Genomic DNA, 12,670 nt, shown 5'->3' with positions numbered 1-12,670 from the left:
AAGTGTGTTCATCTTAGAGTCGAGTTATTTAAAACGGTTAAAATTAAGGAGTGGAATTATAGCATCAAAACTAAATTAGCTTGAACAGCTGTCCATCATGAGTCTCCTGGATTACATTATTTCGATAAAACTCTGAGAGCTATGAGTAAAACCAAGGTGAGATAATATAACGGAATACCATGTTATAAACGTGATGTTAGCCACGGCCTTTAAAGCGGGATTTCAAGACAGATGTTTTGTGATCTTTTTGAACCTCTCTGGTCGCTAATAGTCGACGGACTGGACGTTGCAAAACCAGGTTATTGGGATAGGAAATATCAAAACCATTTTCATCTCTCAATAACATTTGAAAAATATTGATTTCAATAATGGTTCCTGTAATCACATCACTCCCATCAATGATTTCAATTTTATCGCCTATTCTCGCCGGAAAAGCAAAAAAGATAATCACACCCGCGGTAATATTCGATAGAAGTGACCATTGTGCAAATAAAGCAACGCCTAATACAGCGATGATCGACGATGCAAATATCAATACGCCACGGTAATCCACGCCCCAAATCGCTAAGACACCAATGAGCGCAATCAAAAACATAAGTGTTTTAAAATACTTCTGAACATTAATGACTCGGGATTCCGGTACGCCTTTATAAGCTCCTAATCGATTCATTATCTTAATATTTAAACGATTCGCAATCAGGAAAGTGACCATAATTGCGAGCGTTAAAACAAATTGAAAAAGAGGTAGATCCGACATTTCAAAACATCCTTAAAAGAGGTGTCGATCAAGACTTTATGTGACGCCTATACAAATCATCTTGCAGTCTTGTTGAGCAGATAATCAGGCATTTAAAGCGCGCATCATATCATAATGACAGCGTATGATTACAACCACTTATTACGTCTAAACAACCACACTTGAAACAAGACAATCACGACTAAGATACCGACAAAAATCATAAAAGCACTTGTATTTTCCGCACCCGGAATGCCGCCCACATTAACCCCTAACAGACCTGTAAAAAAACCAAGCGGTAGGAAGACAGCTGACAGAATAGAGAGCACATACATCCGTTCATTAAGTTGCTCAGAAATTCGACTCAAAAGCTCTTCATGAGTGACGGCTGCACGCTCTCTTACCGCATCGATGTCTTCAAGGTGTCGGATCAGCCGGTCACTTACTTCACGAACTTTAATATGATTATCATGATCAAACCAGCTGACTTTTTCAATCATCAACCGAGTCAAGGCTTCTCTTTCAGGTGAAAGGTAACGCCTTAATGAAATGGTTTGGCGTCGCAAGCTGGCCAACTCAAACCGCAAAGTAGATCTACTTTCTGACAGTGAACCATCTTCCAACTCGGCCATTTTATCTTCAAGCATATCCACCGTGTCACTCATACGCCAAATCAAACTATCGGTCAGCTGAACAATCAACTCAGCACTGTCTTTAGGGCCGGTGCCTCGTTTTAATTTTGACAGAACATCTTGGGTTGACAATAAAGCACGTTTACGGGTACTAATGACTCTATCAGCAGTTGCCCAGAGACGAATTGAAACCATATCTTCGGGGTCTGATCCTGGGTTTAGATTGACACCCCGTAAGGCTATGAGTAAACCGTCATCAATCGCCGCGACACGTGGGCGAGTTTCTTCTGTCAATAACGCATGGCTAACAATCGACTCTAAACCACTTCGGTTCCTCACCCAATCCTGAGCCTCTGCATTTGTGTAATCAAAATGCAGCCAAATTCGTCCCATAGAGGCATCCCAAACTTCCACTTCTGACCAAGTTAAATAACGGCCACCACCTTTACCGTCAAATAAATAAGCATGCAAAAGCCCTTCAGTGGCTTCCATATCATTCATCATGTGCTCTACCCCTATCCATTTAAAATCTGTAATTTATACTTTTTCTATTTTAAGTCCTATTCGGTATTTTTTATTTAAAATTAATAGACCTGCCCGTCGAATATTCACCACTCATTAAATTTTTTATTTTAAAAAGCACGATTCAGGACAACTAAGCCTGATTGTTTAAAGACTTACTTGCCCACCCTAAATCCCTTTTATTTTATGGATTTTTTCTACCCGACATACCTGATAGAATACTCCCATTACTTAGCTATGCGCTGTTGCATAGCGGCCACCTAAAGGAAGTTACATGGGATTATTTAATACGCTATTTGGCAATGGCATTTCTGAAACGCTGCAAAAAGAGATTGAGCTCCAATTAAAAGCCTGCCTTGACCCTACCAGCCAAAAAGACTTATTAGCCATTAAAGCGGTTTCGGATCTGCAACTTAAAAAAGGGGCTTTAAGCCTTAATGTCTCCATGCCCTACCCGTGCAAAAGCTTGTGGCCAAGCATAGAACAATCTTTGAAACATTATCTAGGGCAAGTTGAAGGCATTGAATCCGTCAATCCAACCTTTGAAACGGCCATTGTCAGCCACGATGCACAAAAAGGTGTGGCACCACTTCCTGGCATTAAAAACATCATTGCCATCGCCTCCGGCAAAGGCGGCGTCGGTAAATCCACCACTGCTGTTAACCTCGCTTTAGCATTACAACAAGAAGGTGCCAAAGTCGGTATTTTAGATGCAGATATTTATGGTCCAAGTATTCCAACGATGCTAAATCTCAAGGAAAAACCGCACTCTGAAGATGGGAAAAGCATGCAGCCACTGAATGCCTATGGTTTGCAAGTCATGTCAATCGGCGTACTCATTGAAGAAGACTCCCCGATGATTTGGCGTGGACCGATCGTCACTCAAACACTCACCCAACTCCTCAAAGAAACCAAATGGGAAGACCTGGATTACCTAGTCATTGATTTACCGCCAGGCACAGGCGATGTTCAACTGACCTTAGCACAACAAATCCCTGTGACGGGCGCGGTGGTTATCACGACACCACAGCAGGTTTCACTGATAGATGCCAAAAAGGCTCTCAAAATGTTTGAGAAAGTGGAAATTCCAGTGATTGGCATTATCGAGAATATGAGCACACATATCTGCACTAACTGCGGTCATGAAGAGGCTATTTTCGGTGAACATGGGGGGGAGGCTATGGCAAAACAATATTCAGTCGATTTTTTAGGCTCGTTGCCTTTAAACAAACGAATTCGTGAAGAAGCGGATCAAGGTCAGCCAACGGTTACGGCAGAGCCAAGCAGTGAGATTGCACAAAAGTACCGCACGATGGCGCACAAAATCAGTAGCACAGTAGGTATTCAAAAACGCAACTACGCTAATCTCTTCCCTAATATTGTCATTCAGAACACTTAAAATCGAGTCCAACGTTTTTGTCGACCTCTCGCGGTAAGGGGGAGGCAACAGCACGAGAAACAGAGCGGTTTAGTCTTTCGCTTGAATATCAAATAGTTGCTGAAACTGGGCAACTTCTAAAACACTCAAGACATTTTCACCTACATTAATCAGCTTTACGCGATCTTTATCACCCTGAGTTTTTTCACGCAATAACAGTAACATTCCTAAAGCAGAACTGTCCATATAGGTGGTGTTATCCATATCAATGACAAAATGCACGTCATCGTTTAAGTGCACACGACAATACTCTTTAAACTGTTCATAAACACTGACATCAAAAATCCCATTAATAGAGAGGGTGACGACATTCCCATTGACCATTGTATTTAAACTCATAACGATACCTTAATTAGTGAGCATTATTCATTTACTATGTTTCATCATAGTCCACAGAGATAAATCGCACAATGCGCGAAATGACGAAATACTAACACTTTATTTCCCAAAGTTTATCACCACTAAAGTCACCCTCAACAATACAAATCGAACACCCTGCTTTTTCAAAGCCAAGAGAGTCACACTTTGGGTATAAAACGACTATAATAATGGGTTAATTTAAGCGCCTTAAATAGACAAGCGCGCATCAAGAAAAGCCCCTTACGAATAAAGTAGAAAACAGATGTCAGATATAGCACCAACGCCTAGAAAAATTTTGATCACCAGTGCCCTGCCTTATGCAAATGGCCCTATCCATTTAGGACATTTGGTGGAGTATATCCAAACTGATATCTGGTCGCGCTTTCAAAAAATGCGCGGCAATACATGTACTTATGTTTGTGCTGATGATGCGCACGGGACACCCATCATGTTACGCGCTCAAGCTGAAGGCATTACGCCAGAAGCTTTGATTGCCAAATCATCTGAAGAGCACCAAGCTGATTTTGCTGGATTTAATGTTGAATTTGACCATTATCACAGCACCAACTCAATTGAAAACAAAGAACTTGCAGAACATATTTACTTGCGTTTAAAAGACAAAGGTTACATTTCACGTAAAACCATCTCTCAGTATTACGATCCAGAAAAAAAGATGTTTTTACCCGATCGTTTTGTTAAAGGGACTTGTCCAAAATGCAAAGCGGTAGACCAATACGGAGACAACTGCGAAGTCTGTGGTGCCACTTACAGTCCGACGGATTTAATTGACCCGAAATCGGCCGTATCTGGCGCGACTCCAATTGAAAAAGACACCGACCATCTATTTTTTGAGCTGAGTCAGTTCGAAGAGATGTTGAAAACATGGACACGTGAAGGTCATCTACAGGAGCAGATTGCCAATAAATTAGATGAGTGGCTTGAAAGTGGCCTACGTGGCTGGGATATTTCTCGTGATGCACCCTATTTTGGTTTTGAAATCCCGGGTGAAACCGGTAAGTTTTTCTACGTTTGGTTAGATGCACCGATTGGTTATATGTCGAGTTTTAAAGCTTACTGCGATAAATCAGGCCTTAATTTTGATGAATATTGGCAAGAAGACTCCACGACAGAACTGTATCACTTCATTGGCAAAGACATTATCAACTTCCACGCTCTATTCTGGCCAGCCATGTTGTCAGGTGCCAATTACAGAACCCCAACGGCCATTTTTGCACATGGTTTTTTAACGGTTGATGGCCAAAAGATGTCTAAATCTCGTGGCACCTTTATCATGGCTAAAACCTATTTAGATCACCTAAATCCTGAATATTTACGTTATTACTATGCCGCTAAATTAACCAGTCGCATTGATGACATTGATTTGAACTTGGAAGATTTTGCCCAACGTGTCAATTCAGACTTAGTGGGTAAGGTCGTCAATATTGCTAGCCGAAGTGCAGGCTTTGTCATGAAAAAATTTGATGGCAAGCTGAATAATAAGTGGACACCAGAAACAACGGTTTTATATCAAAGCTTTATCGATAAGTCGGAAGAAATAGCCAACTTATATGAGTCACGTGATTATGGTCATGCCATGCGAGAAATTATGACCCTCGCGGATAAGGCTAATGAATACATTGCTGAGGCGGCTCCTTGGGTCTTGGCTAAAACCGAAGGGAAAGAAGCTGAGTTACATGAATGTGTTAGTATCAGCCTTAATTTATTCCGTGTGCTGATGAGTTATTTATCACCCGTATTGCCCGTAACAGCAGAGAAATCTAATGCCTTTTTAAATCTTCCAGATGGCCAGTGGAATGATATTAAGACGCCATTAATGAACCATGAGATCAGCAAATTCAAAGCATTATTGACACGTTTAGAGATGGAGCCTATCCAGAAAATGGTTGATGCTTCAGCCTCCTCACTTAATGGGGCAAGTACAGCACCTGATGGTAAAAAAGGAGATCAGAAAGTCAAACTTGCAAAAGAAACAGCCGTAAAGCCTGAGTTTGAAGCGCTTGCTGAAGAAATCAATATTGATGATTTTGCCAAGATTGATTTACGTATCGCTAAAATAATCCATGCTGAAGCCGTGCCTGAAGCGAAAAAATTGCTTAAATTAACGTTGGATATCGGTTTTGAACAGCGCCAGGTGTTTGCGGGCATTAAATCGGCCTACGAACCAGAAGCGTTAATCGGTAAGTTGACGGTCATGGTCGCTAACTTAGCACCGCGCAAAATGCGTTTTGGGATGTCGGAAGGCATGGTTTTGGCCGCTGGTCCAGGTGGCAATGATTTGTACATTTTGTCTCCGGACGAGGGTGCAACGCCAGGTATGCGTGTTAAATAATTCAAGTTTACTCGCTAACCGCTGCCATTATCGCTAACTTATAATTCGCTTATAAAAGGAGGATAACCTATGCAAGATTACGTTTTGATATTGATAAGCACCGTGTTCGTCAATAACTTCGTATTGGTTAAGTTCTTAGGACTTTGCCCTTTTATGGGCGTGTCTAAAAAAACCGATGCGGCATTAGGTATGGGGTTAGCGACCACTTTTGTGCTGACCCTTTCCTCGGTCTTAAGTTACGTCATTTACACCTATTTACTGCAACCTTTCGGGTTGGAATACCTACAAACTATTGCCTTTATTCTGGCGATTGCCGCTGTGGTTGGCTTCACTGAAATGGCGATTCATAAAACCAGTCCTGCGCTTTACCAAGTGCTCGGCATCTACTTACCTTTAATCACCACAAACTGTGCTGTGCTGGGTGTGGCGTTATTAAATGTTGGCGAGAAAAATAATTTTATTGAATCGGCCGTGTTTGGGTTTGGAGCCGCTATCGGATTCACTCTCGTCATGGTGCTCTTCGCCTCTATTCGTGAACGTATTGATGTCGCCGATGTACCCGGCCCTTTTAAAGGTGCCCCGATTGCATTGATTACCGCCGGACTCATGTCCATGGCCTTTATGGGCTTTGGCGGGTTGGTATAGGCGAACCTGGTAGATCCTATGATTGAAGCACTTATTATATTTATTGGTTTAGCACTGCTATTTGGTTTACTGCTAGGCTATGCGGCTATCCGTTTTAAGATAGAGGGCAATCCACTTTCAAACCAGATTGATAATGTTCTACCGCAAACTCAATGCGGTCAATGTGGTTATCCTGGCTGTAAACCTTATGCCGATGCTCTGTCTAAGGGTGAAGCCGAGGTTAATTTGTGCGTTCCTGGGGGCACAGAAGTCATGATCCTCATCTCGGAGATCACTGGCCGTGAACCCAAAGAGATGAATGCCCCGGATGAAGATACTCAGATAAAAACAACCGCTTTTATTGATGAAGACATCTGTATTGGGTGTGTTTTATGCATCAAAGCCTGCCCTGTGGATGCTATCTTAGGGGCAACCAAGCTAATGCATACCGTGATTCAATCTGAGTGTACTGGCTGTGATTTGTGTGTACCTGTCTGCCCAGTAGACTGCATTGAAATGCGCCCTGCTGAAACCACTACTGTTAACTGGCAATGGCCTGACCCAGCCGACGCTGCGATTGCGGCAATCACTCCCGATCAAGGAAGTGAAAAATGAACACCTCCTTGGCGCAACGGTTCATCCAAAAAATTGCCTTAGTTTATCCGACAGCCAAACGTTGGTTATACCGATTTCATGGTGGGGTTTTTCCCCCCTATCATAAGTCGTTGTCCTTGCGTCAACCGATACGACCACAACTCATCCCAGATCGCCTAATTCTGCCACTGCAACAACAAGTTGGGCAACCAGCAGAGCTGTTAGTTGAAGTAGGTAGTTATGTTAAAAAGAATCAACTGCTTGCACAATCGCATAAAGATGCCAATAAAGATTTGGTGGTGCCTGTTCACGCACCGACGTCGGGATTTGTTGAGGCCATAGAAGCCTACTCATTACCGCATGCCTCAGGCCTTAAAGCGATGTCAATCGTCATCAAACCAGACCATAAAGAGAATGCTATCGACAATGTTTTAAACGTCAATGGTGCCCTCCCAGAAACGCCTCAAGCCATTAAAGAAATTCTTTTTCATGCGGGTATTGTTGGCATGGGAGGCGCTGGTTTTCCCTCCTATGCAAAACTGCCTAAAGAAAAAGGGAAGATACATACACTGCTGATTAATGGTGCAGAATGCGAACCGTTTATCACGTGTGATGATCTGCTTATGCAGACCAAAGCGCATGAAATTATTCAAGGTGCCGTGATAGTTGCCGACGCATTAGGCGCGGACAAACTCCTTTGTGGCATTGAATCAAATAAACCAGAAGCCATTCAGGCGATGCAAACTGCTGCCGCCAAGACACGGGTAGAAATTCATATCGTCCAAACGGTTTACCCGATGGGCGGTCAAAAACAGTTGATTCAAGAATTAACGGGTATTGAAGTGCCTCATAATTTACATTCCGTCGATTTGGGTCTGTTAATGATGAATGTAGCCACCTATGCCGCAATTTATCGCGCAGTCACCTTTGGAGAACCTCTAACCTCACGACTGGTGACGGTTTCAGGCTTAGGGTTAGAATCACCCTTTAACATCCAAGCCTTAATAGGCACGCCATTCGCCGTTCTTGCCAATGCCGCTCAACCTAAAGTTGAAATTGATTATCCTCTGGTGATGGGTGGACCCATGATGGGCTTTCAAGTCCAAGACAATCAAGTACCGGTCATTAAAACTACGAACTGTATTCTGGCGAATCCGCCTGAGCCCATCGAAATGCAAATGCCTTGTATTCGTTGTGGCGAGTGTATGGATGCTTGTCCTGTTAACTTACTGCCACAGCAACTGTATTGGTACAGTCAATCACACGAATTTGATAAGGTTGAAAAACTCAATATTGCCGATTGTATTGAGTGCGGCTGTTGTAGTTATGTTTGTCCAAGCCATATTCCTTTAGTGCAATACTATCGCCATGCAAAATCCGAGATTAAAGTCATTCATGCAGAGGTCAAAGCAGCTGAAATCGCTAAACAGCGCCATGAATTCAGATTGGCGCGAATTGAGCGTGAAAAACTAGAACGTGAAACACGTCTTCAAGCCAAAAAAGATGCCGTTAAAAAGCAAGTGGCTGATAAGTTAGCTCAGGCGGGTGACTCCCCTGAATCTGCTGTTGCACCCACTCAAAAATCAAGCCCTGCTGTTTTGGCGGCTCGAGCGGCCGCGGCTCGTCGCGCGGCTAAGTCGAAGGCGACTTCTACCAAGGATCATAACGAGCCTGAGTCTGATCAGCTCTCTCCGAAAACGCCCGTTCAAGAAAAGATGCCTACCGCGCGTAGAAAAGCCATCGAAGCGGCTCAAAAAGCCAGTGAAGCCGCTGGCACTGAAAAAAATCCAAAGACAGCGGCCAAAAATGCCGCGATGGCGGCCGCTAAAAAACGTGCATTGGCGAAAAAACAAGAGGTTGATGCCCCCCCTTTTGAGTCTAATGACAGACCTAATGAAACGTCTACGGCAACCTCAACAGAACAAAGAGCAGCCAACATTCCTGACGTAACAGATGCGTCACAGTCAACACAGACGCCTGATTTAACCCTAGACTCAACATCTGAAAAATTAACCAAAGAGGTTGATGATGTTACCCAAAACAAACGTCAAAAAGCGATTGAAGCCGCTCGTAAACGTGCTCGTGAACGCCAAGCTAAGCCACCGGAGACGAATTAAGTGAACCAACCGACACGCTCATCCTCACCGTACGTACATAATAATCAAAATGTCCGTAAGTTGATGCTCCAGGTTCAGATTGCAGCCTTCCCAGCACTGCTAATGCATATCTATATTTTTGGTTTTGGTATTGTGGTGCAATGGTTATTGGCCGTAGCCACTTTATTGGTGGTCGAATATACCATGCTCAAACTCAGAGGCCGCCCGGTTATACCTTTCATTACCGATATGAGTGCGTTAATCACCATCACGGGTCTGGTCTTCTGTATTCCACCTGGAGCACCTTGGTGGATCATTGTCAGCGGCAGCACCTTTGCCTTGATTTTCGGGAAACACCTTTATGGTGGATTAGGTTACAACCCATTTAATCCGGCCATGCTCGGTTATGCATTCCTGCTCATCTCTTTCCCGGTTCAAATGACTCAATGGATCGTCCCTTCTGAAATCGCAGGCTATTATATGGGGTTTATGGATGCCCTCCAATTAGTCTTCATGGGACACATCCCTGATATATCAATGGATGCTATTACCGGTGCTACCCCCTTGAATGAAATGCGTATTGGAATCTCTCAAGGCGTGACGGTGGCAGAAACCCTTAACCCTCTATTGAGTGCTAATGATAGATCGGTACATTTTATGTTTGGGTTTAGTAGCTGGGAGTGGGTGAATCTCTCGTTCCTACTGGGTGGACTATGGATGCTGTATAGTCGCACGATTCGCTGGCAGTTTCCGGTCGGTTTTTTAGGCAGTTTGGCTCTCATGGGGTTTATTTTCCATGCAATCGATCCTAACACCTATCCGCCGGTAGACTTCGTCCTGCTGTCGGGCGGCACAATGCTGGCCGCTTTCTTTATTATCACGGATCCTGTTACGGCGAGCACGACCCCCAAAGGCCGCTTTATTTATGCATGTGGGATTGGTGTATTGGTTTATGTGATTCGTAGCTGGGGTGCTTTTCCAGATGGTATCGCATTTGCAATTATCTTGATGAATATTGCCGTGCCTTTAATCGATCAATATACTCAACCGCGTGTCTTTGGTCACAAACACTAGGATAATGACGAATGAATAAGTCGAGCTCTTCGCAACAAACAATGGTGAGTGCCTTAATCAAAAGCATGTTTGGCTCAGCCTATAAATTGAGCCTATTTGTTTTGATCAGCATTATGCTGTTACTCACGGTTCGCTATTTCACTTCGCCAGTGATTACCTTGGCCGAAAACCAGACTTTGCTCAATACGTTCAATCAGGTGTTGCCGATCGACTTGTATAATAATGACCCTTTGACTGATACTAAAAAAATCACGAACCCTGTTATGTTAGCCCGATTAGGCGCTGAAAGTCCGGTCACCTTTTACAGAGCGCGAAAAAACAAACAGCCAGCTGGCCTTATTTTTACTGTCACAGCACCAAATGGTTATAGCGGCGATATCACTCTACTAATCGGTGTTTTGCCCGACGGCCGCGTCTCTGGTGTACGTGTTTTAAAACATAAAGAAACACCTGGCCTGGGCGATAAAATTGAACTAAATAAAAACCCATGGATACTTGAATTCAATGGCCGTAATGTAAGGCATGATAATGACTCTAACTGGGCGGTGAAAAAAGATGGCGGAGATTTTGATCAATTTACCGGTGCGACCATTACGCCACGCGCGGTGATCGGTGCAGTGAAAAATGCCCTAATGTTCATCAATGAACACGGAGACAGTTTATATGAGTAATTTATCAGACAAGGCGTCCACTGATGATGCTACAACGGATCTAGCCGACAACGTCGAAAACTCTCGTTGGCAAGAATATAAAGCCATTATGGATAACGGCTTGTGGAAAAATAACCAAGCATTGGTGGCCTTATTAGGACTATGCCCGCTACTTGCCGTTTCCAACAATACGGTCAATGGACTGGGTTTAGGTCTGGCAACATTGTTTGTTTTGCTGGTATCAAATGTTTTGGTGTCGCTGATTCGTAATCATGTCTCCAATGAAATTCGAATCCCGGTCTTTATCGCCATTATCGCCACTGCTGTCACCGCGATTGATCTGTTAATGAATGCCTACTTCCATACTCTGCACGGTATTTTGGGTATATTTATTCCTTTGATTGTAACCAACTGTGCCATTTTAGGCCGTGCTGAAGCCTATGCTTCAAAAAATAGTGTCGATAAAGCCATCATCGACGGTTTCTTTATGGGGGTTGGTTTCTTATTCATCTTGGTCTTATTAGGTGCATTGCGTGAAATGATTGGTAACGGCACGCTGTTTGACCAGGCCTATCTCATGTTTGGAGAAGGTGCGCGTAATTGGACCCTGCATTTTAGCGACCAATATCAAGGCGTATTATTAGTCGTTCTACCGCCCGGTGCTTTCATTGGTTTGGGATTGTTAATTGCCCTTAAGAACTATATAGATGCTAAGAGAGTCGCTAAGCAAAAAAATCCTCTGGGGAAGGACATCGACATTCAAGTCTCCGTCAGTTCACCCATTAAAATAGGTCAATAAGTCATGTTTTCTAATCTATTGATGAGTTACTTATGAATAAGCAGAACCGTTTAGAAATTTTTGAACGCCTAAGTGTTGCCATTCCAAACCCAGAAACGGAACTGCATTACAGCACACCCTTTGAATTATTGATTGCCGTTATTTTATCGGCACAAGCCACTGATAAAGGTGTCAACATTGCCACCGATAAATTGTTTCCGGTTGCCAATACACCCGAAGCCATCTATGCATTAGGCGTTGAAGGATTAAAGGACTATATCAAAACCATTGGCTTGTTTAATACCAAAGCCGCCAATGTGATTAAAACCTGTAAGATGCTGGTAGAACTGCATAATTCTGTGGTTCCGGATAATCGAGAAGCATTAGAAGCTCTGCCGGGCGTTGGCCGAAAAACCGCGAATGTGGTGTTAAATACGGCCTATGGTCACCCGACTATGGCGGTCGATACGCATATCTTTCGGGTCTCAAACCGTACTAAATTGGCACCCGGTAAAAACGTTTTAGACGTTGAAAAAAAACTCCTTAAAAATATTCCAACTCAATATCTTATTCCAGCACACCATTTAATGATTTTACATGGTCGATATACGTGCGTTGCCCGTAAACCACGTTGCGGAGCCTGCTGTATTTATGACTTATGTGAATATAAAGACAAAACCGAGGGTTAGGGCTTTAAGCGACCAACAACACTTGCTTGCCTTGTAAACTCATTTTTTCGCCTTGGTTTCGTCTGACTGGCTACCTTATTAAAATCACTAAATGATATAATTTTTAGGCAAACAATTGCTTTGACCA

General features: G+C 43.3%; 12 protein-coding genes. 9 read left to right on the top strand and 3 right to left on the bottom strand.

Annotation, left to right across the window (positions count from 1 at the left end):
* Positions 1-196: 196 nt before the first annotated feature.
* Complete coding sequence (locus F612_RS0101830) at positions 197-757, bottom strand: mechanosensitive ion channel domain-containing protein (protein WP_019556038.1); 561 nt, start codon at positions 755-757, stop codon at positions 197-199.
* 128 nt (positions 758-885) lie between these two features.
* Positions 886-1,872: a zinc transporter ZntB gene (gene zntB / locus F612_RS0101825; protein WP_019556037.1), complete on the bottom strand. Its 987-nt coding sequence runs from the start codon at positions 1,870-1,872 to the stop codon at positions 886-888.
* 292 nt (positions 1,873-2,164) lie between these two features.
* Between zntB and apbC the strand changes: the two genes are divergently transcribed.
* Entirely contained in the window at positions 2,165-3,289 is a 1,125-nt protein-coding gene (apbC, locus tag F612_RS0101820; protein ID WP_019556036.1) for an iron-sulfur cluster carrier protein ApbC, read from the top strand.
* 69 nt (positions 3,290-3,358) lie between these two features.
* Here the strand turns inward: apbC and F612_RS0101815 are convergent, their stop codons facing one another.
* On the bottom strand, positions 3,359-3,667 hold the full coding sequence (locus F612_RS0101815) for an STAS domain-containing protein (RefSeq protein ID WP_019556035.1): 309 nt from the start codon (positions 3,665-3,667) through the stop codon (positions 3,359-3,361).
* A 283-nt stretch (positions 3,668-3,950) separates the two neighbouring features.
* Here F612_RS0101815 and metG point away from each other — a divergent pair, with 283 nt between their 5' ends.
* The 8 genes from metG (at position 3,951) to nth (ending at position 12,543) form a co-directional block, all read left to right on the top strand.
* Positions 3,951-6,038 (top strand): methionine--tRNA ligase, encoded by a 2,088-nt coding sequence (metG, locus tag F612_RS0101810; RefSeq protein WP_019556034.1) that lies wholly within the window; start codon positions 3,951-3,953, stop codon positions 6,036-6,038.
* A 69-nt stretch (positions 6,039-6,107) separates the two neighbouring features.
* Positions 6,108-6,683 carry an electron transport complex subunit RsxA gene (rsxA, locus tag F612_RS0101805; protein ID WP_019556033.1) on the top strand — a complete coding sequence of 192 codons (576 nt, stop codon included), beginning with the start codon at positions 6,108-6,110 and terminating at the stop codon, positions 6,681-6,683.
* 18 nt (positions 6,684-6,701) lie between these two features.
* Positions 6,702-7,277, top strand: a complete 576-nt coding sequence (gene rsxB, locus F612_RS0101800; RefSeq protein WP_019556032.1) for an electron transport complex subunit RsxB — start codon at positions 6,702-6,704, stop codon at positions 7,275-7,277.
* Complete coding sequence (gene rsxC / locus F612_RS11975; RefSeq protein WP_019556031.1) at positions 7,274-9,373, top strand: electron transport complex subunit RsxC; 2,100 nt, start codon at positions 7,274-7,276, stop codon at positions 9,371-9,373. The genes rsxB and rsxC overlap by 4 nt, the downstream gene beginning before the upstream one ends.
* Positions 9,374-10,426: an RnfABCDGE type electron transport complex subunit D gene (locus F612_RS0101790; protein WP_019556030.1), complete on the top strand. Its 1,053-nt coding sequence runs from the start codon at positions 9,374-9,376 to the stop codon at positions 10,424-10,426. It abuts the gene before it with no gap.
* Positions 10,427-10,437: 11 nt separating this feature from the next.
* Positions 10,438-11,097 carry an electron transport complex subunit RsxG gene (gene rsxG / locus F612_RS0101785; protein WP_019556029.1) on the top strand — a complete coding sequence of 220 codons (660 nt, stop codon included), beginning with the start codon at positions 10,438-10,440 and terminating at the stop codon, positions 11,095-11,097.
* A complete protein-coding gene (locus tag F612_RS0101780; RefSeq protein ID WP_019556028.1) occupies positions 11,090-11,875 on the top strand; it encodes an electron transport complex subunit E in 786 nt (261 codons plus the stop codon). Before rsxG ends, F612_RS0101780 begins: the two co-directional genes overlap by 8 nt.
* Positions 11,876-11,907: 32 nt before the next feature.
* On the top strand, positions 11,908-12,543 hold the full coding sequence (nth, locus tag F612_RS0101775; RefSeq protein WP_019556027.1) for an endonuclease III: 636 nt from the start codon (positions 11,908-11,910) through the stop codon (positions 12,541-12,543).
* The last annotated feature ends 127 nt before the right edge of the window (positions 12,544-12,670 follow it).

It is taken from the genome of Thiomicrorhabdus arctica DSM 13458, from assembly GCF_000381085.1.
Classification (GTDB): domain Bacteria; phylum Pseudomonadota; class Gammaproteobacteria; order Thiomicrospirales; family Thiomicrospiraceae; genus Thiomicrorhabdus; species Thiomicrorhabdus arctica.
The sequence above is the reverse complement of the archived record's forward strand: the minus strand, read 5'-3'. Positions and strand labels throughout refer to the sequence as shown.